22 protein-coding genes, 1 tRNA gene and 1 pseudogene are annotated in these 25641 nt (G+C 67.6%); 9 read left to right on the plus strand and 15 right to left on the minus strand.

All coding sequences use genetic code 11. The features are described from left to right. Positions 1-53: 53 nt before the first annotated feature. Positions 54-1103: a LysR family transcriptional regulator gene (locus ACM6JT_RS04650; protein ID WP_034179362.1), complete on the minus strand. Its 1050-nt coding sequence runs from the start codon at positions 1101-1103 to the stop codon at positions 54-56. A gap of 425 nt (positions 1104-1528) precedes the next feature. On the opposite strand from ACM6JT_RS04650, the gene ACM6JT_RS04655 reads away from it, so the two are divergent. Further along, complete coding sequence (locus ACM6JT_RS04655; RefSeq protein ID WP_034179363.1) at positions 1529-2542, plus strand: D-2-hydroxyacid dehydrogenase family protein; 1014 nt, start codon at positions 1529-1531, stop codon at positions 2540-2542. A 49-nt stretch (positions 2543-2591) separates the two neighbouring features. Here ACM6JT_RS04655 and ACM6JT_RS04660 read toward each other — a convergent pair whose 3' ends face one another. Together ACM6JT_RS04660 and ACM6JT_RS04665 are read right to left on the minus strand one after the other, a co-directional pair. Beyond that, complete coding sequence (locus ACM6JT_RS04660) at positions 2592-3458, minus strand: patatin-like phospholipase family protein (protein ID WP_034179364.1); 867 nt, start codon at positions 3456-3458, stop codon at positions 2592-2594. Positions 3459-3466: 8 nt separating this feature from the next. Continuing rightward, positions 3467-3871, minus strand: a complete 405-nt coding sequence (locus tag ACM6JT_RS04665) for a PaaI family thioesterase (RefSeq protein ID WP_034179365.1) — start codon at positions 3869-3871, stop codon at positions 3467-3469. Positions 3872-4061: 190 nt separating this feature from the next. On the opposite strand from ACM6JT_RS04665, the gene ACM6JT_RS04670 reads away from it, so the two are divergent. Then, positions 4062-4137 (plus strand) — tRNA-Lys (locus ACM6JT_RS04670). A gap of 187 nt (positions 4138-4324) precedes the next feature. Beyond that, positions 4325-5377 carry a DUF3592 domain-containing protein gene (locus tag ACM6JT_RS04675; protein WP_414856031.1) on the plus strand — a complete coding sequence of 351 codons (1053 nt, stop codon included), beginning with the start codon at positions 4325-4327 and terminating at the stop codon, positions 5375-5377. Positions 5378-5426: 49 nt separating this feature from the next. Here the strand turns inward: ACM6JT_RS04675 and ACM6JT_RS04680 are convergent, their stop codons facing one another. Then, entirely contained in the window at positions 5427-6041 is a 615-nt protein-coding gene (locus ACM6JT_RS04680; protein ID WP_175749053.1) for a CGNR zinc finger domain-containing protein, read from the minus strand. Between the two features lie 81 nt (positions 6042-6122). On the opposite strand from ACM6JT_RS04680, the gene ACM6JT_RS04685 reads away from it, so the two are divergent. Continuing rightward, positions 6123-6938, plus strand: a complete 816-nt coding sequence (locus tag ACM6JT_RS04685; protein WP_243565014.1) for an alpha/beta fold hydrolase — start codon at positions 6123-6125, stop codon at positions 6936-6938. A gap of 24 nt (positions 6939-6962) precedes the next feature. On the opposite strand, the gene ACM6JT_RS04690 is transcribed toward ACM6JT_RS04685, so the two are convergent. The 3 genes from ACM6JT_RS04690 to ACM6JT_RS04700 are packed head-to-tail and all read right to left on the minus strand — an operon-like array spanning position 6963 to position 9195. Beyond that, entirely contained in the window at positions 6963-7721 is a 759-nt protein-coding gene (locus ACM6JT_RS04690) for an amino acid ABC transporter ATP-binding protein (RefSeq protein ID WP_034179380.1), read from the minus strand. Next, entirely contained in the window at positions 7718-8398 is a 681-nt protein-coding gene (locus ACM6JT_RS04695; protein WP_034179381.1) for an amino acid ABC transporter permease, read from the minus strand. The genes ACM6JT_RS04690 and ACM6JT_RS04695 overlap by 4 nt, the downstream gene beginning before the upstream one ends. A gap of 14 nt (positions 8399-8412) precedes the next feature. Continuing rightward, positions 8413-9195 carry an amino acid ABC transporter substrate-binding protein gene (locus ACM6JT_RS04700; protein ID WP_414856032.1) on the minus strand — a complete coding sequence of 261 codons (783 nt, stop codon included), beginning with the start codon at positions 9193-9195 and terminating at the stop codon, positions 8413-8415. Positions 9196-9519: 324 nt separating this feature from the next. Here ACM6JT_RS04700 and ACM6JT_RS04705 point away from each other — a divergent pair, with 324 nt between their 5' ends. Beyond that, a complete protein-coding gene (locus tag ACM6JT_RS04705; RefSeq protein ID WP_034179383.1) occupies positions 9520-9795 on the plus strand; it encodes a hypothetical protein in 276 nt (91 codons plus the stop codon). An 89-nt stretch (positions 9796-9884) separates the two neighbouring features. Here ACM6JT_RS04705 and phnY read toward each other — a convergent pair whose 3' ends face one another. Continuing rightward, a complete protein-coding gene (gene phnY / locus ACM6JT_RS04710; protein WP_414856033.1) occupies positions 9885-11339 on the minus strand; it encodes a phosphonoacetaldehyde dehydrogenase in 1455 nt (484 codons plus the stop codon). Positions 11340-11368: 29 nt separating this feature from the next. Continuing rightward, a complete protein-coding gene (gene phnA, locus ACM6JT_RS04715) occupies positions 11369-12607 on the minus strand; it encodes a phosphonoacetate hydrolase (RefSeq protein ID WP_414856034.1) in 1239 nt (412 codons plus the stop codon). Positions 12608-12809: 202 nt separating this feature from the next. On the opposite strand from phnA, the pseudogene ACM6JT_RS04720 reads away from it, so the two are divergent. Both ACM6JT_RS04720 and ACM6JT_RS04725 read left to right on the plus strand, forming a co-directional pair. After that, positions 12810-13028, plus strand: a pseudogene (locus tag ACM6JT_RS04720) (2-aminoethylphosphonate--pyruvate transaminase); the annotation flags it as partial. A gap of 119 nt (positions 13029-13147) precedes the next feature. After that, positions 13148-14536 (plus strand): FAD-dependent oxidoreductase, encoded by a 1389-nt coding sequence (locus tag ACM6JT_RS04725; protein ID WP_414856035.1) that lies wholly within the window; start codon positions 13148-13150, stop codon positions 14534-14536. A gap of 93 nt (positions 14537-14629) precedes the next feature. Here ACM6JT_RS04725 and ACM6JT_RS04730 read toward each other — a convergent pair whose 3' ends face one another. After that, entirely contained in the window at positions 14630-15358 is a 729-nt protein-coding gene (locus ACM6JT_RS04730; RefSeq protein WP_105389490.1) for a phosphonate utilization associated transcriptional regulator, read from the minus strand. Between the two features lie 194 nt (positions 15359-15552). Further along, positions 15553-17724: a phosphocholine-specific phospholipase C gene (locus ACM6JT_RS04735; RefSeq protein ID WP_414856036.1), complete on the minus strand. Its 2172-nt coding sequence runs from the start codon at positions 17722-17724 to the stop codon at positions 15553-15555. A 231-nt stretch (positions 17725-17955) separates the two neighbouring features. Here ACM6JT_RS04735 and ACM6JT_RS04740 point away from each other — a divergent pair, with 231 nt between their 5' ends. Beyond that, on the plus strand, positions 17956-18855 hold the full coding sequence (locus tag ACM6JT_RS04740; protein WP_414856037.1) for a LysR family transcriptional regulator: 900 nt from the start codon (positions 17956-17958) through the stop codon (positions 18853-18855). Between the two features lie 99 nt (positions 18856-18954). Here the strand turns inward: ACM6JT_RS04740 and ACM6JT_RS04745 are convergent, their stop codons facing one another. Further along, positions 18955-20595, minus strand: a complete 1641-nt coding sequence (locus tag ACM6JT_RS04745; protein WP_243565020.1) for an L-lactate permease — start codon at positions 20593-20595, stop codon at positions 18955-18957. Positions 20596-21033: 438 nt separating this feature from the next. Here ACM6JT_RS04745 and ACM6JT_RS04750 point away from each other — a divergent pair, with 438 nt between their 5' ends. Continuing rightward, entirely contained in the window at positions 21034-21345 is a 312-nt protein-coding gene (locus ACM6JT_RS04750; RefSeq protein WP_105389486.1) for a DUF4148 domain-containing protein, read from the plus strand. A 103-nt stretch (positions 21346-21448) separates the two neighbouring features. On the opposite strand, the gene gshA is transcribed toward ACM6JT_RS04750, so the two are convergent. The 3 genes from gshA to ada form a co-directional block, all read right to left on the minus strand. Further along, positions 21449-23062, minus strand: coding sequence for a glutamate--cysteine ligase (gshA, locus tag ACM6JT_RS04755; protein WP_034179389.1), 1614 nt, complete (start codon positions 23060-23062; stop codon positions 21449-21451). Between the two features lie 452 nt (positions 23063-23514). Further along, positions 23515-24474, minus strand: a complete 960-nt coding sequence (locus ACM6JT_RS04760) for a DNA-3-methyladenine glycosylase family protein (RefSeq protein ID WP_034179390.1) — start codon at positions 24472-24474, stop codon at positions 23515-23517. Continuing rightward, positions 24471-25562: a bifunctional DNA-binding transcriptional regulator/O6-methylguanine-DNA methyltransferase Ada gene (gene ada / locus ACM6JT_RS04765; protein ID WP_034179391.1), complete on the minus strand. Its 1092-nt coding sequence runs from the start codon at positions 25560-25562 to the stop codon at positions 24471-24473. The genes ACM6JT_RS04760 and ada overlap by 4 nt, the downstream gene beginning before the upstream one ends. Positions 25563-25641 lie beyond the last annotated feature (79 nt).

Genomic DNA, 25641 nt, shown 5'->3' on the forward strand with positions numbered 1-25641 from the left:
GATCCGCGTTTTTTCTTTGTGCCGGCGGCAACCGCCGCCCGGCCGTCGCGCCGTTACAGCGGCGACGGCACCGCAACGCGCGTGCGTGTCGAACGCGGCAGGCGCGGCGACAGGTTCGGGTCGGCTGATTCGGGCTGCTCGGCACGCGTCTCGACGCCGATCGGCGCGAGCGTCGCACCCTGCGCGGCCCACTGCTCGCCGATCGTCGCATCGGTCGAGTGGCTGAAATACTCGACGAGGTGGTCGATGAACGTGCGCACCTTCGCGGGCAAATGGCGCCGGCTCGGGTAGGCGATGTTGATTTCGACCTGCGGCAGCCGGAAATCCGGCAGCAGCCGCACCAGCGCGCCGCGCGCGATGTCGCTGCCGATCAGGTAGCTCGGCAGGATCGCGACGCCCATCCCGAGCAGCGCGAACTGGCGCAGCATCGCGGTGTTGTTCGCGACGATCACGTTGGTCGGGCGCACGCGCACTTCGCCGTCCGGCCCCGTGAACACGCGCTCGTCGCCCCAGTATTCGGCCGGCAGGCTCAGGCTCGGGTGCGCGACGAGCTGCTCCGGATGGGTCGGCACGCCGTGCTTCTCCAGATAGCTCGGCGTCGCGCACACGGTCATGCAGCCCGTGGTCAGCCGCCGCGTGACGATGCTCGCGCTGCGCATCTGGCGCGTGACGACGATGCCGACGTCGAAGCCTTCCTCGACGAGATCGACCTGCCGGTCGACCAGCGTGAGATCCGGCACCACTTTCGGGAAATTCTCCGTGTACGTCTGCAACACGGGCGCGAGGTTATGCAGGCCGAACACGACCGGCGCGACGATGCGCAGCGTGCCGACCGGCTCGTGATTGCGCGCAACGACCATCTGCTCGACGTCCTCGAGCTCATCGAGGATCTGGCGAGCACGCTCCAGATAGACCTGGCCCGACTCCGTCAGGGAAAGGCTGCGTGTGGTGCGGTTCAGCAAACGCGTGCCGAGCCGGCCTTCCAGATCGGCGACGTGACGCGTCGCAACCGCGTTGGAAATATCCATTGCACTCGCGGCCCGCGCAAAACTGCCGAGATCTGCAACCTTGACGAACACGCGCATCGACTGCAAATGATCCATAAACGACTCCTGCCGCTGTTACAACTTCAAAAAGATGAAGCAAATGCGTAATTCTCCTACGACAGCGGAAATGATGCAGAGTTGCTCAACAAGGCACCGGTTGACGATAAAAATAGTCAAAAATCCTCGCCATTTGCGGATGGTTGATCCAATTATTCTAATTGGAACAACAATTGGGTGAACCTCGTCGAGTAAACGGCCGAATCAGGAAAGACGTATTTGATGCGGCACAGCAGCGCACCCTTGCGCACCGCACGCGAGCGGCGCCGGGTGCGGCTGCCGCCAATTGCGGCGGAGCGTAACAACCTGTTAAAAAGACACCACGAACGCGGCCGACGTAGCATCATGTCGGCCCCGGCCGGGCGGGCGAGTGCGCGACGTGCGCCGCCGCCACTGCCGCTTTCAACGCGCGACACCCGTTCACCATGAAAATTGCCATCCTCGACGACTACCAGGACGCCGTCCGCAAGCTGAACTGCTTCGAGATGCTTGCCGGCCACGACGTGAAGGTCTTCAACAATACGGTGCGCGGCCTGGGACAGCTCGCAAGCCGTCTGGCGGAAGTCGAGGCGCTCGTGCTGATTCGTGAACGGACCCCGATTTCGTCGCAACTGCTCGCCAAGCTGCCGAACCTGCGCATGATCAGCCAGACCGGCCGCGTCTCGAGCCATATCGATCTCGAAGCGTGTACCGACCGCGGCATCGCGGTGCTCGAAGGCACGGGTTCGCCGGTCGCGCCCGCCGAGCTGACCTGGGCGCTCGTGATGGCCGCCCAGCGCCGCATTCCGCAGTACGTCGCGAACCTGAAGCAGGGCGCATGGCAGCAGTCGGGCCTGAAGACGTCGGCGCTGCCGCCTAACTTCGGCCTCGGCCAGGTGCTGCGCGGCCAGACCCTCGGCATCTGGGGCTACGGCAAGATCGGCCGGCTCGTCGCCGGCTACGGCAAGGCGTTCGGGATGAACGTGCTGATCTGGGGTCGCGAGCATTCGCTCGAAGCCGCGCGCGCCGACGGCTACACGGCCGCCGAGAGCCGCGAGGCGCTGTTCGAGCAGAGCGACGTGCTGTCGCTGCATCTGCGCATGCACGACGACACGCGCGGGATCGTCAAGCAGGAAGACCTGATGCGGATGAAGCCGACGTCGCTGCTCGTCAACACGAGCCGCGCGGAGCTGCTCGAGGAAAACGCACTCGTCAACGCACTGTCGCACAACCGTCCGGGGATGGTCGCAATCGACGTGTTCGAGAGCGAGCCGATCCTGCAGGGCTACAGCCTGCTGCGGATGGAGAACGTGATCTGCACGCCGCACATCGGCTATGTCGAGCGCGAGAGCTACGAGCTCTATTTCAGCGCGGCGTTCAGGAACATCCTCGCATTCGACGACGGCGACATGTCGAGCGTCGCCAATCCGGAAGCGCTGACGCCGATCCGCAAGCGCTGATCGCGCGGGCTGCGCACGCCGCGCGGCCCCGCTGCTCCATTCCCCGCCATCAGGCGGCCACGCGGCCGCCCGTCATCGCACCGACGCGCGTGAGGAAATGCTCGCCGTCGCGCCGCCCGAGGTCGTACGCATGCCGCATCTGCGACGGGCTCGTGTAATCCCAGCTCGAAATCGGCACCTTGCTCGACGGCTGTACGTACAGCCGCCGCTGCTCGCCGTGTGCGACCGTGAACATCTGCGGGCGCGGATACAGCCGCGTGACGAGCACCAGCACGTCGCCCGGCGACGGGTCGAGCGCGTCGACCGGCACGTTGTCGACCATCCCGCCGTCGAGCACCGGCCGGCCGCCGCGGCGCAGCACCGGCGTGAACGGCGGCGTGCAGGACGACTGCAGGATCAGGTCGGCAAGTTCGTCGACTTGCGTGCAGGCCTGCGCGCGCACGAACTCGGGCCGAAAGCCGAGCGTGCGCCCGAGTGTCGGGTGCAGCGTCTTGCGCACATATTTCTCGATGTTGTACGCGACGAGGCCGGCAGCGACCGCACTGCGCGCACCGAGCCAGCGCGGCACGTGCGATACGCCGATGCGGATCTCCGGCGCCTCGGCAAGCTTCGCGAACGGCTCGCCGTAGATGTCGAGCAATGCCTGACGGTAGATGCGGTAATGCGGAAACACGGGCTCGCGCCCGAACAGGTTGCCCCAGTACGCGTTCTTCCGGTTGTGGCGCAGCGCCTCTTCGTAATAGCGCATCACCCAAGCGGCGTCGCGCGTATACAGCATGCACGCGGTCGCCGCGCCGGCCGAGATGCCGGTGATCACGCGCGGGCGCAGCCCGAGGGCCGGCTGCACGACGTCCCAGAAGCCGGCCTGCCACCAGCAGCGATTGCCGCCGCCCGCAAAGACGATCTGGTCGAACATCGCGCCGCTCAGCTGACGAGTGCGTAGGTCGACGTCGCGTGGACGGCCATCTTGCCGTCCTCGTCGAACAGCTCGACTTCGCCGAACACGAGGTTGCGGCCCATCCGCAACACGCGCGCAGTGACGTGCACGTCGCCCTTGCGCACGGGGCGCATGAAGTTCGTGTTCAGCGACACGGTGGTCATCGGCCGGAACTCGCCGAGCGCGGCCGAAATCGCGACGACCATCGCGGTGTCGGCGGCCGCCGTGAACACCTGGCCGCAGATCACGCCACCCGAATGGCGGAATTCGCCGGAAAACGGCAGGCGCATCGTGACGCTGTCGTCGCCGATCGACACGGGGACCAGACCGAGCGAGCGGACCCACGGGGCCAGCAGGCGATCCAGCAATTCGCGGACTGCGTTTTCGTCCATCTTCGAATGTCCAGAAAACGTTGCGCGACCGCCGCGCAACACGTGTGGCGTCATCATACCGGGAGCGCGCAAACTGCGACCGCTCGTCACCGCGTCGATAGCCGCCGTTGGCGTGACGAAATATTTTCGAGAAATTTGCACAAAGGGCTTGCCATGCCCCTGAAACACGTGCATAATCTTTCTTCTGTTGGGGGCGTTAGCTCAGTTGGTAGAGCAGCGGACTCTTAATCCGTAGGTCGAGTGTTCGAGTCACTCACGCCCCACCAGGATTTCAAAAGGCCGGTCAGCGAAAGCTGACCGGCCTTTTTCATTTCCGCACGCCACGTTCGTGGCGCGCTCCCTCCAGCGGCACACATCCGCACGCCCCTTCCGCACCGTTTCCGCTAGAATCGTCCGACAAATATCACACGACCGGCGCAGGTACCGTCGTTTGCCCGCCGGCACAGAGAGAACATGGGACGTCATACATGGAAGCATGTGAACGAGACGCGACCATTCAGAGGGCCTGGTTGCGCCGATATCGGCCTGTCCGTCGGGACACGCCATTCACCCGATCGCACCCGAATCCGCCGCGCGACACACCAGCCGGATTCGGTCATGCCCGGTAAGGACGCACTCGCCGCGCTGGCGCTCGGCGTCGTGCTGCTCGTGCTCGCAGCCGTACTCGCGGCCACGAGCGGCCGCGCGACCGCTCATCTGGTCCGCGCGCCAGGCACGGTCGTGCGCATCGTGCAGGACAGCGACGCGATGCGCGCATACCGGCCGATCGTCGCCTACCTCGCGAACGACGGCCAGCGCTGCGAAATCGCCGGCAATACCGCGTCGACCGTCCCCGCGTACGACATCGGCGAGAGCGTCGACATCTTGCTCGATCCGGCCCATCCCGACCGCCCCGCACTGATCGACGATTTCGCGCAACGCTGGTTTCCGGTTGCGGTGCCGGCGCTGCTCGCCATCGCGTCGTTCGCGATCGGCGGCCTGCTGATCGCCGCCGAGCGCCGCCGCCACCGGCCATCCGACCCGCCGCCGGCCCCCGCCGCACGCAAGCAGGCGCGGCGCCGCTGGGATATCGCGATCGTGCTGATTCCGATCGCGATCGGCACGGGCTTCCTCGCCGGCGCCGGCGCTGCCGGCCTGCGTCAGTGGCAGATCGTCCGCGACTATGCGCACTCGACCGGCCATGTCGTCGAGATCGCGAAAAACGCGCGGTCGCCCCGGCCGCGCACGTCGCTGTATTCGGCAATCGTCGCGTTCACGACCGACAGCGGGCGCCAGATCACGTTCGCCCTGGGCGCGGCGTCGTCGCATCCGGGCCTGCGCGAAGGCGAAGCGGTCAACGTGCTGTACGACCCCGTCACCCCCGAGCGCGCGGTCGTCGACCTCTTCTGGGATCGCTGGGGCCTCACGGCCATCCTGTTCGCAATCGGCGCGCCGTTCCTCGCGGCCGGGCTGTTCGTCGCCGCGACGCTGTGGCCGGACCATCGGCCGCACGAAGCCGCTCAATGACGCTCGCGCGCCGGCCGCGCGCGGCGCGGCAACCGTAACGGCGCGCGCTTCATCGTTCCCTGAACGCCTCCACCTTCGCGCGATTCCCGCACGTGCGCATGTCGCACCAGCGCCGCCCGACGCCGCGGCCGCGATCGACGAAGAACCACGTACAACGGCCGCACTGCCGCACGCGCGCGAAATCGTCGCTGCGCAGCAGATGCTCGAAACCGAGCGCGGCCGCATCGACCCAGCGCGACGCGGCGCGCGCGTCGGGCCGCCACGCGAACCGGCCGTCGACCGCATCGAACGCACTGCGCCCGATCGCTTCGCGGATCGCCACGGCGAGCCGGTCCGTCGCACGCGCACCGGCGCTGCCGCCGCCTCCGGCCGTCAGGTGCACGATCGCGGCGTAGGCATCCTCGCGAAAACGATGCAGCGCCACCAGCTCGTCCGGGCCGTCCTGCCGCACATGACGCAGAAGCCGCGCCAGATCGGCCGGCGCCAGCAATCCCGCTTGCTCGGCCCACGCGCGCACGGCCGGCCAGTCGACGAGCTTGTCCTCGTCGCGCGTCTTGCCCGTATCGGCCACCGTGTTCAGGAAGTCGAGCGCCGGATGGCCGCCGACGAAATCGGCCGCGCCCCATTCGTGCGCGTGTCGCGCAGACTCGTATCGAGTAACCATTTATTTGCACCTATCGGTTTCATGTCCGGGCAATCCGGAGTAACCCGTTTACAGCAAAAACAGGTTATCACGGAGATGCCGATGCTCGAACTCGCCAACCGCTTCATGTTCGAAGGCCACCGGATTGCATGGGGAACGTTCGGCGAAGGCCCGCCGCTCGTGCTCGTTCATGGCACGCCGTTTTCATCGCAGGTGTGGCGCCGGATCGCGCCGTGGCTCGCGCGGCGTCATCGCGTGTACTTCTACGACCTGCTCGGCTATGGCCAGTCCGACATGCCGGACGCGGATGTGTCGCTCGGCCGTCAGAACGTACTGTTCGGCGCGATGCTGGATGAATGGAAAATTGCGCGCCCGCGTGTGCTCGCACATGACTACGGCGGTGCGACCGTGCTGCGCGCGCACTTCCTCGACGGCATCGCGTATGCGGACCTCACGCTCGTGAACCCGGTCGCGATCGCGCCGCAGGGCTCACCGTTCGTGCGCCACGTCGCGCAGCATGAGGCCGCGTTTACCGGATTGCCGGCGTATGCGCATCACGCGCTCGTATCGGCCTACATCGGCAATGCCGTGGCACGGCCGCTGAGCGACGATGCGCTGTCGATCTACCGTTCGCCGTGGCTCACGCCGGCCGGACAATCCGCGTTCTATCGCCAGATCGCGCAGATGCGCCAGCGCTACATCGAGGAAGCGGAGGCTCGCTATGCACCACCGGACTTTCCGGTGCGCATCGTGTGGGGCGAGGACGATGCGTGGATTCCGCTCGAACAGGGACAGGCGCTCGCCGATCGCATCGCGAACGGCGAATTGATCCGGGTGCCGTGCGCGGGCCATCTCGTGCAGGAAGATGCGCCGGAGGCGATCGTCGCAGCGGTGCTCGACGGGCAAGCGCCGGGCTGAGCACCGCAGGAATCGCGTATCGCGTCAGAATGCCGGCACGCCTTGCGCGAGCGTCGCGATGAACTTCGCGGTGCGCGGATCGCGCGGCTGGCTAAACAGGTCGCGCGATGCACCGGCTTCGACGATGCGGCCATCGGCCAGAAACACCGCATCGTGCGCAATCGACGCGGCCAGGCGCAGGTCGTGCGTGGCCATCAGCATCGTCGTGCCTTCGCGAGCGAGCTGGCGCAGCACCTCGACCACCTCGATGGACAGCTCGGGATCGAGCGCCGACGTCGGCTCGTCGCACAGCAGCACCTGCGGCGACGGCGCGAGTGCGCGTGCGATGGCGACGCGCTGCTGCTGGCCGCCCGACAGCGTCGCGGGCCACGCGTCGGCCTTGTCCGCGATGCCGACCTTGTCGAGCAGCGCGAGTGCCCGTTCGCGCGCACGCTCGCGCGGCCAGCGCTGCACGGTCACGAGCCCTTCCATCACGTTCTGCACGACGCTCAGGTGCGGAAACAACTGGAAGTTCTGGAACACCATGCCGGTCTGCCGGCGCACCGCGAACACGGCGTCGCGCGACGGCCGGCGCGCCGGTGCAAAGTCGACGCGCGCGTCGCCCACCGTGAGCGTGCCCGCCTCGGGCACTTCGAGCAGGTTCACGCAGCGCAGCAGCGTGCTCTTGCCGCTGCCGGACGGCCCGATCAGCGCGGTCACGCTGCCCGGCTGCAATGCGAGGTCGATCGCGCTCAGCACGCGGTGCGCGCCGAACGACTTGTCGATGCGTTCGAGACGAATCATCGCAACTCCGCCTGGAACAACGCATGACGGCCGAAACGGATTTCGAGGCGACGTTGCAGCGTGGAGAGCACCGAACTGAACAGCAGGTAGATCAGCGCGGCTTCGGTATAGAGGATCAGCGGCTCGTAGGTCACGGCCGCGATGCGCTGCGCGGCCTGGAAGATCTCGGGCACCGTCAGCACGGCCGCGAGCGACGTGTCCTTCACGAGCGAGATGAACGAATTCGACAGCGCGGGCAGCGCGACGCGCGCGGCCTGCGGCAGGATCGCGCGGCGCAGCGCCTGCGCGCGCGTCATCGCCATCGAGTACGCGGCCTCCCACTGCCCCTTCGGGATCGATTCGATCACGCCGCGGATCACCTCGGCGTTGTACGCGCCGACATTCAGCGAGAAGCCGATCACGGCGGCGGTCAGCGGATCGAGCACGATGCCGACGCTCGGCAGCCCGTAGAAGATCACGAACAGTTGCACGAGCAACGGCGAGCCGCGAAACAGCCAGATATAAAAGCGCACGACGGCCTGTGCCCAGCGCGGCCCGAACAGCCGCGCGAGCGCCGCGCCGAACGCGAGCAACAGGCCAATCGCGAACGACGCGAGCGTGAGCGGAACCGTGAACACGAGCCCCGCGTAAAGCAGGGGCCGCAGCGATTCCGCCATCAGGTGCAGCCAGGGCGGCATCGTTCAGCCTCGCGTCACGGCTGCGACACGTCGCGGCCGAAGTACTTCTGCGAGATCTTCGCGTAGGTGCCGTCCGACTTGAGGTCCGCGAGCGCCTTGTCGATCGCGGCCACCAGGTCGGGGCTGCCCTTGCGCAGCAGCACGCCCGACGCGTCGCCGGCGCCGGTCGTGTCGGTCGCGGCAATCTTCAGTTTCGCGTCGGGCTTGTGCTTGCGGAAATCGAGGTACGACAGCGAATCGTTGATCGTCGCGTCGACGCGCCCGGACGTCAGCAGGTCGATCGATTCGTTGAAGCCCTGCACGGGCACCACGTCCGCGCCGTGAGACGCCGCGAGCTTGCCGAAATTGCTCGTCAGCGTGTTCGCGGATTTCTTGCCCTTCAGGTCGCCGAACGAGCGGATCGTCGTGTTGTCCGTGCGCACGATCAGCACCGCGTGCGACGTGATGTACGGCGACGAGAAAGCGTATTTCGCCTTGCGCGCGTCGGTGATCGACACTTCGTTGACGACCGCGTCGTAGCGGTTCACGTCGAGGCCCGCGATCAGCCCGTCCCACTTTCCTTCGACGAATTGCGGCTTCACGCCGAGGCGCTGCGCGATCGCGGTGGCGATGTCGACGTCGAAGCCCGTCAGCTTGCCCGTTTCGTCGTGGTACGTGAACGGCGCGTACGTGCCTTCGGTGCCGACCCGGAACACGCCGGACGACTTGATCTGCGCGAGATCGTCGGCGGCGAATGCGCTCGTGGCCGCGACGGCCTGCAGCAGCGCGACGAGCAGAATGGAGCGGATGAATTTCATGGTGCGGACCCCGAACGATGGAAGGGAGTAACCCGCCGGCCCGAGCGGCCGCGCGAGAGGTCCGCGAATTCTACCGACGCGCCGATGCCCGGCAAAAACGCAAATCCGCTAACGATATGAGCGCGTCGAATAACGCGCCGGCCAGCCACGCATTCCGCAGACGAAATCCGTCGCGATACGGCGCGGCAATCGTCCGACGATTCGTTACCGGTGGTTACAGAAACGACAACGCGGTATCACCCATTCGGCACGCACTACATACCATGAAGACAGGTGAACCGATTGCTCGCGGGCCTTGCCGCCCGCGAACGGAGGGAACGGCAAATGAAACGCATCCTGTTGTCCAGCGCCCTCGGCATCGCGGCCGCCTGCCTGTCGGCAAGCGCATTCGCGCGTGCCGACATCGGCGTGTATTTCGGCGTGCCGGGGCCCGTGATCGAAGCGCCGCCTGTCTACTACGCGCCGCCGCCGCCCGTCGTGTACGAGCCGGCACCCGTCTATTACGGCCCGTACTACGGCGACTACCGTTACCGCTACTACCGGCATGACAACGGCTGGCATCGCGGCTGGCGTCATCACCACCACGACGAGGGCGATTGAGCGTCGCCTGACGGCCGTCGCGGCCGCATCCCGTCGAGGGAAATTTCGCGCGCCGGCCTTCGAGCCGGCGCGTCCGCATCACGCGCCGCTCACCACGGCAGCGAATACGTCTTCGTATTCGTGAAGCTCTTCATCGCTTCCTGCACACCTTCCTTGTAGCCGAGCCCCGAATCCTTCACGCCGCCGAACGGCGTCAGCTCGAGCCGGTAGCCCGGCACCTCGCGCACGTTCACGCTGCCGACTTCCAGCTCGGTGATGAAGCGCGTGATGTTGTCGAAGCGGTTCGTGCACACCGACGACGACAGCGCATAGTCGGTGCTGTTCGACATCCGGATCGCTTCGTCGATGTCGCGAAAGCGCATGATCGGCGACACGGGGCCGAAGGTTTCATGCTTCACCAGCGGCATGTCGGGCGTCACGCGATCGATCACCGTCGGCGAATACAGCGCGCCGTCGCGCACGTTGCCGACCAGCAGCCGCGCACCGCGCGCGATCGCGTCGTTCACCTGCTGCTCGCAGAACTTCGCGGCCGCTTCGTCGATCACGGTGCCCATGTCGACCGACGGATCCGACGGATTCCCGTACGACCACGCGCGCGTCTTCTCGACAACGAGCTCCGTGAATCGATCGGCCACCGCTTCGTGCACGAGCATCCGCTTGATCGCCGTGCAGCGCTGCCCCGAGTTCTTGTACGAGCCCGACACCGCGAGCGTGCTCGCTTCGTCGAGATCGGCGTCTTCCATCACGATGATCGGATCGTTGCCGCCGAGTTCGAGCACCGCGCGCCGGTAACCCATCCGCGCGGCGATCGACTTGCCGATCGATACGCCGCCGGTGAACGTGATCAGATCGATCGCCGGGTTCGTGATCAGTTCGTCCGCGATCTCCGTCGGGTCGCCGGTGAGCACCTGCAGCATCTGCGGCGGCAGGCCGGCTTCATACAGGATGTCGGCGAACAGGTAGCACGACAGCGGCACCTTCTCCGACGGCTTCACGACGATCCGGTTGTTGGTCGCGACCGACGGCACGATCTTGTGCGCGACCTGGTTCATCGGGTGGTTGAACGGCGTGATCGCGGAAATCACGCCGAGCAGCGGATCGCGCTGCGTGTACACGCGGCGCTTCTTGCCGTGCGGCGTCAGATCGCACGAGAAGATCTGCCCGTCGTCCTTCAGCACTTCACCGGCGCCGAACGTCAGCACGTCGGCCACGCGGCCCGCTTCGTACGTCGAATCCTTGATGCACAACCCGGCCTCGGCCGTGATCAGCGCCGCGATCCCGGCGGTGCGCGAGCGCACGATGTCGGCCGTGCGGCGCAGGATCGCCGCACGCTCGTGACGCGTGAGCGTCGGCCGGTACGCGCGCGCGACCGCGAATGCGCGCCGCACGTCTTCCAGCGTCGCCTTCGGCACGGTGCCGACCAGCGAGCCGTCGTACGCGTTGCGCACGTCGATCACCGCGTCCCGATGAATCCGTTCGCCGTCGATTCGCAGTGCTTCGCGACGAATCTCGCGGACGGCCGTCGAGGCTGCAATGGCGTTCATGAGTGTGTCCCCTTGCGGATGCGTGCGCATCACTGCAGATGGTTGAGCGCGATGTCGATGATGTCGAAGTTGCGCAGCCGCGCGCGGCCCGTGACGTCGGCGGCGACCGGCTTGCTGAAGATCAGCGGCACGATCTGCTCGGAGATCCCGCCGTGCGAGCGCAGCGGCACGTCGAGCCCCGACAGGTCGTGCCTGATGCGGCGCGTGCCGAGCACGACGTCCTGCTTCGAGATCACGATCAGGTCGCCCATCCGCGCCGGCGGCAGTTCGAAGCGCTCGCAGCCCTCGGCGCCCGTCAGCACGATCTCGATGCCATCCACCGCCGCAAGACGCGCGCGCAGCGCATCGACATCGGCCGACGCCGGCACGTAGACGGTCGCGAACGAGCCGAGCGCGCCGTGGTGCACGACGTACGGATCGGTGATCGGCAGGATCACGCGCGCCGCGTCGTGGCCGAGCCATTCGTCGAACAGCTCCTGCAGGTAGATCACGTTCGGCTCGCCGGTGGTGGCGTCGTGCTTCGCATTCATCCCGTGGTCGGCCGTGATCGCGACGATCGCGCCGAGCGCGTCGAGGCGCCGCAGGTACTTGTCCATCATTGCGTAGAACGCGTTCGCGCCGGGCGTGCCGGGTGCGCACTTGTGCTGCACGTAGTCGGTCGTCGACAGGTACATCAGGTCGATCGGCCGCGTCTCGAGCAGGCGTACGCCGGCCGCGAACACGAACTCCGACAGATCCGCGCTGTACACGCTCGGCACCGGCTTGCCGACGAGCTCCAGCACGTTGTCGATGCCGTTTTCCTCGAGGCTCGCTTCGTCGGCCTTTTCCGACGAGAAGCAGATGCCCTTCAGCCCCTTGCCGAGCAGGCGGCGCAGCTTGTCCTTCGCGGTGACGACCGCGACGCGCGCGCCCTGTTCGGCGAAGGTTGCCAGCACGGTGGGCGCGATCAGGTACTTCGGATCGTTCATCAGCACCTCGGCGCCGGTGTCGCGATCGTAGAAGTAGTTGCCGCTGATCCCGTGGATCGCGGGCGGCACGCCGGTAACGATCGACAGGTTGTTCGGGTTCGTGAAGCTCGGCACCACGCATTCGCCCTTGAGCGCCGTGCCGGGCTTCAGCAGCGTGCGCAGGAACGGCGCGACGCCGGCCTCGGCTGCTTCTTCCAGATATTCGTATGCGCAGCCATCGACGCAGACCACCACCACGGGCCGGCTCATCCAGTTGTAGCGGCGGCCGTTCACTTCCACGGAATCAGGCGTTCCAGTCATGACGTTCATTCCTTTCAGTTCGACGGGGTTGAGCCGTCGGCGCCCGCGCCGCGCCGAAGGGAGGTGTTTTCGATGCTTGACATTAAAGTTGATGATTTGTAGATTGTCAACAACATGCAGAGAACAGAAAGCAAAGTGGCGCAGTGAAAAAGAGGCTGGTCTCAACTCATCCGCCGCGTGCCGCGGCGTCTCAGTCAAGGGGGCTGAAGATGAACCGAACTACGACTTCAAGCGGTTTTATCAGGAGGTCAAAAAGCGCGACTACATTCCGTATCCGGGCAAGCTGACCGAAGTCGAGACGTTCCGGGTCGGCTGCATCGGCGACGTTGACGAGGCCGGCATTCCGGACGCCGTCATCGCGATCGCCGACACGCTGCGGGCGATGGGCGTGAGCCGTGTGTCGGCCGAGACGGCGGCCTGACATGACGTGACGCAAACTGGCCGCGTGCCATGCGCGCGGCCAACTCCGCAGTGTGTCGCCACGCGGCGGCGAGGTTTTCCGGCCATGCGCGGCACCGCCCCTTATTGAAGAACCACTCGATGCGACCCTTCTGGATCGAACAAGCACTGTTCAACGACGGCGATCTCGCCCCCGCGCTGCAGGGCGCAACGCAGGCCGACGTCTGCATCGTCGGCGGCGGCTTCACCGGGCTGTGGACCGCGATCCAGGCGAAGCAGCAGAACCCGGCGCTCGACATCGCGATCCTCGAAGCCGACCTGTGCGGCGCCGGCGCGAGCGGCCGCAACGGCGGCTGCCTGCTCACGTGGTCCGCGAAATTCCTGACGCTGCGGCGGCTGTTCGGCGAAGCCGAGGCGATCCGGCTCGTGAAGGCGTCGGAAGCGGCGGTCCGGCACATCGCCGATTTCTGCCGCGCGCACGACATCGATGCCGAACTGCGGCTCGACGGCACGCTGTACACCGCGACGTCGCGCGCGCAGGTCGGCACGCTCGCGCCGGTGCTCGCCGCGCTCGCCGCATGCAGCATCCACAGCTACGAGCCGCTGCCGCCCGCCGAAGTCGCGCGCCGCTCGGGCTCCGCGCGCAATCTCGACGGCGTCTACTCGCCGATCGCCGCGACCGTGCATCCCGGCAAGCTCGTGCGCGGGCTGCGCCGCGTCGCGCTCGCGATGGGCATCCGGATCCATGAACGCACGCCGATGCTCGACTTCACGCTCGGGCAGCCGGCCGTCGTGCGCACGCCGTCCGGCAGCGTCACGGCGGGCAAGCTCGTGTTCGCGATCAACGCGTGGATGGCGAGCCGTTTCCCGCAGTTCGAGCGCACGATCGCGGTCGTGTCGAGCGATATGGTCATCACCGAGAAATGCCCGGAGCTGCTCGAGAAGACCGGGCTCGTGGACGGCGTGTCGGTGCTCGATTCGCGGATCTTCGTCTACTACTACCGCACGACGGCCGACGGGCGGCTGATGCTCGGCAAGGGCGGCAACACGTTCTCGTGGCGCAGCCGCATCGCGCCGGTGTTCGACCGGCGCTCGCCGTACGAGGCGCAGCTCACGCAAGGCCTGCGCGAATTCTTCCCGTCGCTCGCGGGCGTGCCGATCACCGCGAGCTGGAACGGCCCGTCGGACCGCTCGGTGACGGGCTTCCCGTTCTTCGGCCGCTTCGACGGCGCGCCGAACGTGTTCTACGGTTTCGGCTATTCGGGCAACGGCGTCGGGCCGACCTACATGGGCGGGCAGATCCTGTCGTCGCTCGTGCTCGGCCTCGACAACGCGTGGACGCGCAGCCCGATCGTGCGCGGCCCGCTCGGCCATTTCCCGCCGGAGCCGATCCGCTATGTCGGCGCGCACGTCGTGCGCAACGCGATCCGCCGCAAGGAGCGCGCGGAGGACGAGAACCGGCAGCCGTCGGCCGTCGATACGTGGCTCGCGAAGTTCGCGAGCGCGGCCGGGAAGGCCGACAAGGCGTGACGATGCGTTCGACGCGACGACGGTAACGTCGCAATGAAAAAGGGACGCTGCAAGGCGTCCCTTTGCTTTTTACCGGCGATTCGTGCGGCTGCGTCAAGCGCGCGCGGTTTTCTCCCGCGCCGCCTTGCCCGCTGCCGGCAGCCCCTGCTCGTGCGTGCGGCGCATCCGCGCGAGGCCATGCGCGACGTGCTCGCGCACCAGCGCGACGGCCTTCTCCTCGTCGCCGCTCGCGAGCGCCTGCACGATCTTGTCGTGCTCGGCCGCCGACACCGCGATCGCATCTTCCTCGGCCTCGATCGCGGCCTGGCGCAGCAGCCCGAGCTGACGCACGAGCCGGCGGTAGGTGTCGGTCAGGTGCGTATTGCCGACGCCGACGACCATCGCGTCGTGGAACTGCACGTTCAGCTCGGTATAGCGCGTGACGTCGTGCGACTTCGCGGCGCCCTTCATCGACTGGATAATGCCCTTCAGCACTTTCAGCGTGTCGGGCGAGATGCGCTTCGCGAGCGCGCGCGCGACCGACTCGTCGAGCATCGCGCGCACTTCGTAGATCTCCTCGGCCTCGCGCAGCGGCACGACGCGCACGGTCACGCCGCGGTTCTTCTCGTTGCGCAGCAGTCCGGCCTGTTCGAGCGCGCGGAACGCTTCGCGCACGGGGCCGCGCGACACGTTCAGCTTCGTCGCGATCTCGACTTCGTTGAGCTTCTCGCCGGGTACGTATTCGCCGGAGACGATCGCGCGCTCGAGCATGTCCTGGACGATCATCGCGAGCGACTGGCTTTGCAGGAGTTCGATGGCACTGAGCGTGTTCGGGGCAGTCATGGTCGGGCAGGCAGCGGGGCTGCGGGTGAAAACGAGGGCGCCATATCGGCGAATGACCTTCTATACCCTCGGCCCGACACATTGTCAACAGTCTTCAGTTTCCAAAAACCAATTCCACCTGCCGGGGTTCATCCGGCAGGCGGCCGTCGCACGGCGGGCGAAGCTTGCCCGAACCGCGCGACGTGTGCCGGCCGTCAGGCCGTGTGCTTCACCGGCCCCGGATCGCTGTGGCTCGGCCGGCCCGTTTCGACGTGGCCCGCGAAGCGGCGCACGACCTTGTCGTCGCCACCGCGCAGCGTCGTCGCGGTGATCGTCAGATCGTACCAGCCGTGGCTCGACGACAGCTCGAAGTGATCCTCGACGCGCTCGCCCGGCTCCAGCGTGTAGGTACGCGCATGCGCATGGCTGTACGCGTTGTCGACCGTCACGCGGCACGTCGCGCGCCCGCTGTTGCGCAGTTGCAGGTACACGTGGCGGTTGCGCACGTCGTAGCCGATCTTCGCTTCGGGGTTCGCGTGGCGGCCGTCCGCGGCCAGCCGCGTGTTGCCCTGGAACTCGCACAGATAACCGTTCGGGCCGTATGCGGCGAGATGGTACTCGCCGTGCGCGGCCGACGTGCTCCACGTATCGACGAAGCGGTCGTGCGCGGACACCGCATAACGACGCGGCGGTGTCGCCGGGTTGCGGCGGTCGTACACGTAGAACGCCGCGCCCGCGTCGCCGGAGTTCGCGAAGTCGAGCGACACGCTGTCGTCGTGCCCGCTCACGCGGCTGTGCACGAACAGCTCGTACGGCAGCGCACGCGCGGGACGCGTGCCGGGCTCCTGCGCCGGCATCGACTGCTGCGCGGGCACCTGGTACGCGTGGCCGGCCGTCGCGATGTGCTGCGGCACCGTGAAGCTCACGGTGCGCGTGTCGGGGCGCGCGGAGAAATCGAATGCCGACGTGAGGTCGCCGCAGATCGACCGGCGCCATGCGCTGATGTTCGGCTCCTTCACGCCGAAGCGCGCTTCGAGGAAACGCAGCACCGATGTATGGTCGAACGTCTCCGAGCAGACCCAGCCGCCCTTCGTCCACGGCGAGATGATGATCAGCGGTACGCGCGGCCCGAGGCCGATCGGCTGGATGCCGCCCGGGTCGGCACCCGGCACGAGCGGGCTCATCTCGCCCGGGTACTTGTTCAGGTCGAGCAGCTCGTCGCCGAGGTTCGACAGCAGGTTCGACGACACGATGCCCTGCCCGCCCACGCCGCTCGTCACCGGCGGCACCGGCGGCACGACGTGGTCGAACAGCCCGTCGTTCTCGTCGTAGTTGAGGATGAACACCGTCTTCGCCCACACCTCGGGATTCGACGTCAGCGCCTCGAGCACCATGTTGATGTAGAACGCGCCGTCGGTCGGCGACGCCTGCGGGTGCTCGCTGTACTTGTACGGCGACACGATCCACGACACCTGCGGCAGCCGGTTCGCCTGCACGTCGGCCTTCAGCTCGGCGAGCGTGTGATCCGACGCGCCCTTGTCGACCAGCGGGCCGCTCGCGCCTTCCTTCACCTGGAAGCGCTTGAAGAACATCAGCGAATTGTCGGTGTAGTTGTCGGTCGGGTCGCCCGGGATGCCCGTGCCGCCCTGGTACACCTTCCAGCTGATCTTCGCGTTCTCGAGGCGCTCGGCGTAGGTCGTCCACGTGTAGCCGTTCGTGTTGTTGCGCTCGCCGATGCCGGGGCCATTCGGCTGCGTGCCGTACACGTTGCGCGAGTCGATCGTGCCGGTCCACAGGTAGATGCGGTTCGGCGCCGTGTCGGCGTGCGCGGAGCAGAAGTACGAATCGCAGATCGTGAACGCGTCGGCCAATGCGTAGTGGTACGTGAGATCCTGGCGCTTCAGGTAGCCCATCGTCAGCACGTCCTGCTTCTGGTTCACCCACTGGTCCCACTGGCCGTTGTTCCAGGACAGGTGGCCGCTGCTCCAGCCGTGGTTGGTGCCCGGCTGGAATTCGGTCGTCTGCTTCGGGTCGAGGTAGAACGGCAGCACGTACGGCGCCGACGGATCGAGGCCGCGCGAATGGTAGTTCTTCGTGAATACCGACGCCGGCGGCTGCTGCCACACCGGTGCGCCGCTCGGCAGCAGGTGCGGTCGCGGGTCGTTGAAGCCGCGCACGCCGCGCAGGCCGCCGAAGTAATGGTCGAACGAGCGGTTTTCCTGCATGAAGATCACGACGTGTTCGACGTCGCGGATCGTGCCGGTGCGATAGGCGGCCGGCATCGCCAGCGCATTGCGGATCGCGGGCGGGAAGCCCGCGTAGGCGGCCATCGCGCCGGCCGACTGCGCGGCGAGGCGCAGGAAATCGCGTCGATTGTTCGAGGACATGAAGAAGACCCTGTTTTCGGTAGGAGTGGGGTCGCCGGTCGAGCGGGGCCGGCGGTCGGTGCGTTGCCGTTATTACCCCGCACCGGCATGTCCCGGCCGTGACCGGTTCCCGCAGGTTTCTTGCGGTTACCCCCAGCTTTTTTTCGAAGCGGCATACGACGCGCCTTTCATGCAGCCGACACACGCATGCGCTACGCTGACGCGCGATGAAGAGGGGGGAGAAGCCGAGTCGTGTTCGATCAGCTGAAGGCGTTCCACGCGACCGTCCGGCAGGGCAGCATCACGCGCGCCGCGCGCCACCTGGGCGTGAGCCAGCCGACGATTGCCGCGCAGATCCGGCAGGTCGAGCAGGTGTACGGCGTCGAGCTGTTCTACCGCAGCGGCCGCAAGCTCGAAGTCACCGAGACGGGCATCGAGCTGCTGCCGCTCGTCGAGAAGATGATCGCGCTCGAGGCGCAGGCCGACATCATGCTGCGCAACGTCGGCGGCCTGTTCGAAGGCCACCTGCGGATCGGCGCGACGGGCCCGTACTACATCATGGACGCGGTCGGCCGCTTCTCGAACGCGCATCCGTCGATCGCGCTCACGTGCCGGATCGGCAACTCCGAGGAAATCCTGCAGGCGCTGCAGGAATTCCGCATCGATCTCGCCGTCTCGTCGCAGCCCAACGACGCCGACGGCCTCGAACGCAAGGTGATCTCGACCGATCCGCTCGTGCTCGTCGTGCATCGCACCCATCCGCTCGCGCGTTTCGACACGATCGACCCGGCGCAGCTCGCCGACGTGCGGCTGCTGATGCGCGAGGAAGGCTCGGTCACGCGCCGCTGCACGGAGACGATCCTCGCGACGGCCGGCGTCGCGGCTGCGTCGGTCGCCGAGATCGGCAGCCGCGAAGCGATCCGCGAGGCGATCCTGCATGGCGTGGGCGGCAGCCTGTTTCCGCTCGGCGAGGCCGAGCGCCATCCGGACCTGCGCGTGATCGCGCTGCGCGGCATCGACACGACGATCGACGAATACGTGTACTACCTGAAGGCGCGCCGCCAGAGCCCGGCGATCGACGCGTTCCTCGCCTGCATCCTGCCGGCGGAGCACGCACCGCGCGACACGACGCGGCGGGCGAACGCGCGCTGAGTCGCCGCGCGTTCGCCGCTTTCGCGCATTTTCTGGCGCCTTTCGTCGCGCCTTCCCTCGTTATTTCCTCGTGCCTTCCTTCTCGCGTCCGGCCACGCGTCACTTCGGCAGCGCCGGAATCATCCACGTGAACACGTGCTGCTGCAGGAACACGAGCACGCCGAGCAGCAGCGTGAGGATCACGCTGTGCCAGAAGGTGCGCGCGAACACGACGCCTTCCTGCCCCTTCAGGTCCGTCGTCGACACGCCCGTCGCGATGTTCTGCGGCGAGATCATCTTGCCCATCACGCCGCCCGACGAGTTGGTCGCGGCCATCAGCACCGGATCGAGGCCGAGCTGCCTCGCGGCGACGACCTGCAGGTTGCCGAACAGCGCATTGCCCGACGTGTCGCTGCCGGACAGGAACACGGCGATCCAGCCGAGCGACGCTGACACCAGCGGGAACAGCGCGCCCGTCGACGCGACGCCGGTGCCGAGCGTGTAGCTGATCCCCGAGTAGTTCAGCAGGTACGCGAGCCCGACGATCATCATCACCGTGACGATCGCGATCCATGTCTGCCGCCAGGTCTTGACCACGCATTCGAGGAACGCACCGACGCCGGTGCGCGTCAGCGCGGCCGTGACGATCGCCGAGAGCAGGATCGCGGTGCCCGTGCCGAGCGGCTGGAAATCCCAGATCGCCGCATACGGCTTGTGGTACAGCGACACGAACACCGCGTTGTGCAGGCCCGGCCACTTGATCTTCACGTCGCCGATCGCCGCGACGTTCGCGTGCACCCACACGATCACGACCACCGACACGACGAGCCACGGCAGCCAGCCGCCGAAGCCCGCGCGCGCGGCGCCGGCTGCCGCGGGCACGCTGCGCGCGAGCGCGTATTGCGGATCGGGCTGCGGCTTCCACAGCTGCAGGAAGCCGATCGTGACGATCAGCGACGTGAGCGACGACAGCACGTCGGTGAGCTGGTAGCCGAGGAAGTTCGACGTGACGAACTGCGCGAGCGCGAAGCTGGCGCCCGACACGAGCAGCGCGGGCCACAGCTGCCTGATCGAACGCAGCCCGCCATACGCGCCGACCACATAAAACGGCAGCAGCAGCGCGAAGAACGGCAGCTGGCGGCCGACCATCTGCGCGAGCGTCGCGGGCGGCAGCGACGTGACCGCGCCAAGCACGGTGATCGGCACGCCGAGCGCGCCGAACGCGACCGGTGCCGTGTTGAACAGCAGCGTATAGGTGAGCGCTTCGAGCGCGGGGAAGCCGAGCGCGATCAACAGCGCGCTCGTGATCGCGACCGGCGTGCCGAATCCGGAGATCCCTTCGAGCAGGCAGCCGAACGAGAACGCGACGACGAGCAGCACGAGGCGGCGGTCGTCGGGCAGGTTGTCGAGCATCCACTGCCGGAACTGGTCGAAGCGGCCCGATTTCACCGCGATGTTGTACAGCAGCAGCGCGTTGAAGACGATCCACATCACGGGCACGACCGCGAGCGCCATGCCCGCGCCGACCGCGTTGAACGCGAGCCCGGCCGGCATGCCCCACGCGCCGATCGCGACCGCGAGGCCGGTGACGAGCCCGGCGAGCGACGCCTGCCACGCGGGGCGGCGCAGCACGCCGAGCGCGATCAGCGCGACCGCGATCGGGATCACGGCGACGAGGAAGGACAGGAACAGCGAGTTGGCGACCGGCGTCAGCGGCTGCGCGAAGACGATGCCGGGCGGTAGGGCGTCGGTGGGATTCATCGTGTCTCCAAAGGCGACCCGGGTTGGCGCGTCAGCGCCCCCGGATTCGGTGCAAAGCGACGTTCTGCAGTCGCGACAACGATCGGGCACTTGTGCACGCAACGACGTTGCACGGCCAACCGATCGGTTGCTTAAAAGAGGTTAGGAGGCGTACGGCGCTTGTACAAGGGGGACAAGCCCGAAAATGCAGCGACCCGATACGGACATCCGCCGCACGATGGCCGGCAGTTGGCGGGCCGCTGTCGCACCCGACAGGAAACCTGTCGCGAACGGCCCACCGGCGTGCGCGACGTCATCACCTGCGCAATGTTGCGCGCGCGACAAAGGAGACTACCGGCCGGCGGGATGTTTCGTTTGGCGTCCGAAGCCTAGACTGGCCGCATCGATTCCGCCCACGCCGACGACGGCGCGGCACCGGAACCTCACGGAGTGAACACGATGAAGACGATGAAACAGGCGGCATGCGCATTCCTGCTGATCGGCGCGGCCTTCGCCACCCACGCGCAGGCCGCATCGACGCTGACGCGCGCGGAGGTCCGCCAGGAACTCGCTGAACTGGAGGCCGCCGGCTACCGGACGAGCCTCGCGAGCAGTCCCGACTTTCCGGAGAACATGCAGGCGATCATGCGGCGCGCCGCGCAGGCACGCGGCGACGATGCGAGTTACGGCAACGGTGGCCGGGCGAACGTGGAATCGGGCAAGCCGGCGCTGCCGCATACGATCGATCGCGGCACGTACGCGCATCACTGATTGCCGACCGAACCGGATCGAACGGGTAACGGCGCGGCACGACCGCACCGACCGACACGCACGCGGCCCGCACGCCAACGCGCGCGGCCGCGCTGCGCGATCCTCAGACGCTGAAGCGGTTCAGCGTATACGCGCGATAGGCCGCGACGAACGCGTCGAACGATCCGGCCTCCTTCGCTTCGAGCTCGGCCTGCTCGGCCAGCGACTTCGCGGCGAGCGCCTGCTCGGTGCGCAGCGTGTCCGCCGACGGCGGATGCGCGCGGAAATACGCGGCATGCGCTTCGCTCTGCGCCAGCGCGAACGCGAGGAACGACTGCCCGTTCTCGCGCATCGTGCGCAGCACGCGCGCCGACGGCGTGCGCTCCGGATCGGCGAGCTTCTCGCGCTGCGCGGCGATCGCGCGCGCATGCTCGTCGCCGCCGCGGATTTCGTCGAGACGGCGGCCGACGGTTTCGATATCGGCCATCAGGTCGTCCGCCCACGCCTGCAGCGTGATCGGCTGCCCGTCGCGCGACAGCGTGAGCCCCGGCTTGCGGCCTTCCATCGTCACGCTGCCGAAGTTCGCATTCGCTTCCTTGTACGCGTCGCAGTCGAGCGGCGCGCTGTCGTCGAGCGCGCACGCGAGCAGGAACGCGTCGATGAAGCGCGCGGTCTCCAGCGCGATGCCGGTCGGCTCGAACGGATCGATGTCGAGGCAGCGCACCTCGATGTACTGCACGCCGCGCGATGCGAGCGCATGCAGCGGGCGTTCGCCCGAATACGTGACGCGCTTCGGCCGGATCGTCGAGTAGAACTCGTTCTCGATCTGCAGCACGTTCGTGTTGATCTGGATCCACTCGCCGTCGCGATGCGTGCCGATCGCCTCGTATGCGGGATACGGCTCGCTGACGGCCTTCGACAGCGCGTCGAGATAGCCGGGCAGCGTGTTGTAGTCGACGTGCAGCGCGGCCTGGGCCGTCGTGTTCGAGTAGCCGAGATCGCTCATCCGCAGGCTGGTCGCATACGGCTGGTACAGCGTATCGGCGTCGAACGTATCGAGCTTGTGCGGCTTGCCGCGCAGGAACTTCGTGTCGAGCGCGGGCGACGCGCCGAACAGGTACATCAGCAGCCAGCTGCGGCGGCGGAAGTTGCGAATCTGCGCGAGATAGCGCTCCGACTGGTAATCGACGAGCGTGGCCGTCGACCCTTCTTCCGCGTGCAGGCGCCGCCACACTTCCTCGTGCAGCGAGTAGTTGTAGTGGATGCCGGCGATGCACTGCATCGTGCGGCCGTAGCGATACGCGAGGCCGCGCCGGTACACCGTCTTCAGGCGGCCGATGTTCGACGTGCCGTAGTTGGCGATCGGAATCTGGTCGTCGGCCGGCAGCAGGCCCGGCATCGAGTCGTTCCACAGCATCTCGTCGCCGAGCGACGCATAGACGTAGCGATGCAGCTCGTCGAGGCGTTCGAGCGTGATCGCGGCGTCGCGTTCCGCGGGCGTGATCAGCTCGATCAGCGCTTCGGAGTAGTCGGTCGTCAGCGCCGGGTGCGTGAGTGCCGAACCGAGCGCGCGCGGATGCGGCGTGAACGCGATCATCCCGTCGCGCGTCACGCGCAGGCTTTCCTTTTCGATGCCGCGCAGGCCGTCGGGCAGATGCTGCCGCGTCGGGCCCGAGCTCAGTGCTTCGAGGCGATTCAGCAGCAGTTCGGACTGGCGGTGAGTCATGGTGTTCGACATGGAGACGCAAGTGCGTGACGGCCGCGCGCAGAACGCCGCGCGCGGCCGGCTGGATTGTTGGTCGCTTCGTTGGTAGCGGGCACTTTAACATCTCGCCGGAACACGCGCTTGAGGTGGCCGCGGGCATGGCTCGCGGGCCGGAGCGGGCCGCCGGACGGGCCGATCGCGGCTGCCGCGGCGTGTGTTACCGGTTTCAGGCGGCGTCGATCGGCACGTCGGTCACGTGAATTTGTCCGATGGATCGTGAAGCGCGGACAGGCGGCGGCAGGTGCAACCGTGCTGCCGAACTGACAGAGGAAAGAGGCATACGCGCGCGTTGCGCGCCCGGCGTCCGGCAGGCGCCGGATTCGCCGAATCGTCGTGGCGGCCAGCAGCCGACGAACGGCGACACGGCTTGCGCAACGGGTTGCATCGCGGCCTCGTCCGGTCGCCCCCGACTCGGGCCGCCGCCATCACCCGCCGCGCGCGCCGCCCGCCCGGTCGGCCACTTCGTTCCACAAATGCAGCGCCGCGTACGCGCGCCACGGCCGCCAGCCTTCGGTGCGGCGCTTCTGGCTCGCCAGCCGGTCGAGCGACGGATCGCGCGCGGCGATCGACTGCATCAGCACGAGATCGGATGCCGGCCATGCGTCCGGGTCGCGCCACGCGCGCATCGCGATGTATTCGACGGTCCACGGGCCGATGCCGGGCAGATCGAGCCACGCGCCGCGCAGCGTCGCGAGATCGGCATGCGCGCGATCGACCGGCACGTCGCCGGCCGCCACCGCGCGCGCCACGCCGGTCAGTGCGGCAACGCGCTTGCCGGGCATCCCGATCTTGTCGAGATCGCACGCGGCCAGCGCGTCGGGCGTCGGGAAACGCCAGGCCGGCGCGCCATCGTCGATATGCATCACGCGCTCACCGGCCCGTTCGACGAGCCGGCCGACGATCGTCGTCGCAGCCTTCACGCTCACCTGCTGGCCGACGATCGCGCGCACGGCCAGCTCGAACCCCGACCACGCGCCCGGCACGCGCAGCCCCGGCGCGGCCTCGACGAGCGGCGCGAACCACGGATCGCGCGCGAGCCCGCCGCCGATCGCAGCCGGATCGGCGCCGAGGTCGAACATCGTCGCGACGCGCGCGGCGAATGCATCGTCGACATGACGCGCGACCGCCCCTTCAACGGTCGCGATCAGGCAATGCTTGCGCGGATGTTTCGTGACGGTGAGCCGGCCCGAGTCGCCATGCAGGTCGACGATGCGGCGATACACGCCGTCCGCGACCTGCTCGACACCCGGAATCGCGCGCCCGCTGAAGAAACGCAGCACGCGCGCCCAGTCGTAGGGCGCGTTGAAGCGCAGTTCCATCTGCGCGGACGGCGGCACATGGCCGCCGTTCACGGTTGACGTGATCGTTGTTTTCGCGATGCTCAAACTGCACTTCCCTCCGTCACGGCTTCGTTTTCATCGTCGTGCGCATGACGCGCCTCGGCCGCGAGCAGCGTCGCCTTGCGGCGCACGCCCCAGCGATACCCGGCGAGCGCGCCGCCCTTCTGCACGACACGGTGGCACGGGATCGCGAGCGCGACCGGGTTCGACGCACACGCGGACGCCACGGCACGCACCGCGCGCGGCGAGCCGAGCGCCTCGGCGATCTCCGAGTAGCTGCGCGTTTCACCGTACGGAATATGCGTCAGCGCTTCCCACACGCGCTGCTGGAACGCGGTCGGTGCGATGTCGAGCGGCAGGTCGAATGCGTGCCGCGTGCCGTCCAGGTACGCGCGGATCTGCGTGACGAACGGCGCGAGCCGCGCGGACGATTCGACCAGTTCGGCGCGCGCGAACGCGTCCTTCAGCTCGCCGACCAGCAACGCCGGTTCGTCGCCGAACGCGATCCGGCAGATGCCCTGTTCGGTCGCGGCGACGAGCACCGTGCCGAGCGACGTCGACGCGGTCGCATAGTCGATCCGCAGGCCGGCGCCCTGGCGACGGAACGCGGACGGCGCCATCCCGAGCTCGCGCGGCACCGACGCATAGAGCCGCGACGGCGAGTTGAAGCCCGCATCGACGGCCGCCTGCGTGACCGGCTGCCCGCTTTGCAGCGCCTGCCGCAGCGCGGCGCCGCGCTGCGCGGCCTGGTACTGCCGCGGCGACACGCCGACCACGCGCTTGAAGAGCCGCTGAAGGTGGAACGGGCTCACGTGCACGGCATCGCTCAGCTGCTGAAGCGTGAGCCGCTCGGCATGCGCATCGAGCACCGCGCACGCGCGGTTGACGATCTCGAGCTCGCGCGGCAGCCCTTCCGGCTGGCAGCGCTTGCAGGGCCGGAAGCCGGCCGCACGCGCGGCCGCCGGATCGGCGAAGAAGGACACATGCTCGCGGCGCGGCAGCCGCGACGCGCAGGTCGGGCGGCAGAACACGCCGGTCGTGCTCACGGCATAGAAGAACGCGCCGTCCGCATGCGGATCGCGCTCGGTCACGGCACCCCAGCGGGCATCGTCGGTCGGATAGGCGGTTTTCATCTGAACCTCGCACTCTCTAGTGTAGATGTGCCTACTCTAGACATCGGCACGTGCCGTCGCGCCCTGAATCTTGCTCTGT

Origin of the sequence: Burkholderia sp. IT-111MI5, assembly GCF_949752865.1 — a bacterium.
Taxonomy (GTDB): domain Bacteria; phylum Pseudomonadota; class Gammaproteobacteria; order Burkholderiales; family Burkholderiaceae; genus Burkholderia; species Burkholderia pyrrocinia_C.

Bases quoted from the DNA above. Each gene is read 5' to 3' on its own strand.
- ACM6JT_RS04650 (WP_034179362.1), bottom strand. From the start codon at position 1,103: ATGGATCATTTGCAGTCGATGCGCGTGTTCGTCAAGGTTGCAGATCTC.
- ACM6JT_RS04655 (WP_034179363.1), top strand. From the start codon at position 1,529: ATGAAAATTGCCATCCTCGACGACTACCAGGACGCCGTCCGCAAGCTG.
- ACM6JT_RS04660 (WP_034179364.1), bottom strand. From the start codon at position 3,458: ATGTTCGACCAGATCGTCTTTGCGGGCGGCGGCAATCGCTGCTGGTGG.
- ACM6JT_RS04665 (WP_034179365.1), bottom strand. From the start codon at position 3,871: ATGGACGAAAACGCAGTCCGCGAATTGCTGGATCGCCTGCTGGCCCCG.
- ACM6JT_RS04675 (WP_414856031.1), top strand. From the start codon at position 4,325: ATGGGACGTCATACATGGAAGCATGTGAACGAGACGCGACCATTCAGA.
- ACM6JT_RS04680 (WP_175749053.1), bottom strand. From the start codon at position 6,041: ATGGTTACTCGATACGAGTCTGCGCGACACGCGCACGAATGGGGCGCG.
- ACM6JT_RS04685 (WP_243565014.1), top strand. From the start codon at position 6,123: ATGCTCGAACTCGCCAACCGCTTCATGTTCGAAGGCCACCGGATTGCA.
- ACM6JT_RS04690 (WP_034179380.1), bottom strand. From the start codon at position 7,721: ATGATTCGTCTCGAACGCATCGACAAGTCGTTCGGCGCGCACCGCGTG.
- ACM6JT_RS04695 (WP_034179381.1), bottom strand. From the start codon at position 8,398: ATGCCGCCCTGGCTGCACCTGATGGCGGAATCGCTGCGGCCCCTGCTT.
- ACM6JT_RS04700 (WP_414856032.1), bottom strand. From the start codon at position 9,195: ATGAAATTCATCCGCTCCATTCTGCTCGTCGCGCTGCTGCAGGCCGTC.
- ACM6JT_RS04705 (WP_034179383.1), top strand. From the start codon at position 9,520: ATGAAACGCATCCTGTTGTCCAGCGCCCTCGGCATCGCGGCCGCCTGC.
- phnY (WP_414856033.1), bottom strand. From the start codon at position 11,339: ATGAACGCCATTGCAGCCTCGACGGCCGTCCGCGAGATTCGTCGCGAA.
- phnA (WP_414856034.1), bottom strand. From the start codon at position 12,607: ATGACTGGAACGCCTGATTCCGTGGAAGTGAACGGCCGCCGCTACAAC.
- ACM6JT_RS04725 (WP_414856035.1), top strand. From the start codon at position 13,148: ATGCGACCCTTCTGGATCGAACAAGCACTGTTCAACGACGGCGATCTC.
- ACM6JT_RS04730 (WP_105389490.1), bottom strand. From the start codon at position 15,358: ATGACTGCCCCGAACACGCTCAGTGCCATCGAACTCCTGCAAAGCCAG.
- ACM6JT_RS04735 (WP_414856036.1), bottom strand. From the start codon at position 17,724: ATGTCCTCGAACAATCGACGCGATTTCCTGCGCCTCGCCGCGCAGTCG.
- ACM6JT_RS04745 (WP_243565020.1), bottom strand. From the start codon at position 20,595: ATGAATCCCACCGACGCCCTACCGCCCGGCATCGTCTTCGCGCAGCCG.
- ACM6JT_RS04750 (WP_105389486.1), top strand. From the start codon at position 21,034: ATGAAGACGATGAAACAGGCGGCATGCGCATTCCTGCTGATCGGCGCG.
- gshA (WP_034179389.1), bottom strand. From the start codon at position 23,062: ATGTCGAACACCATGACTCACCGCCAGTCCGAACTGCTGCTGAATCGC.
- ada (WP_034179391.1), bottom strand. From the start codon at position 25,562: ATGAAAACCGCCTATCCGACCGACGATGCCCGCTGGGGTGCCGTGACC.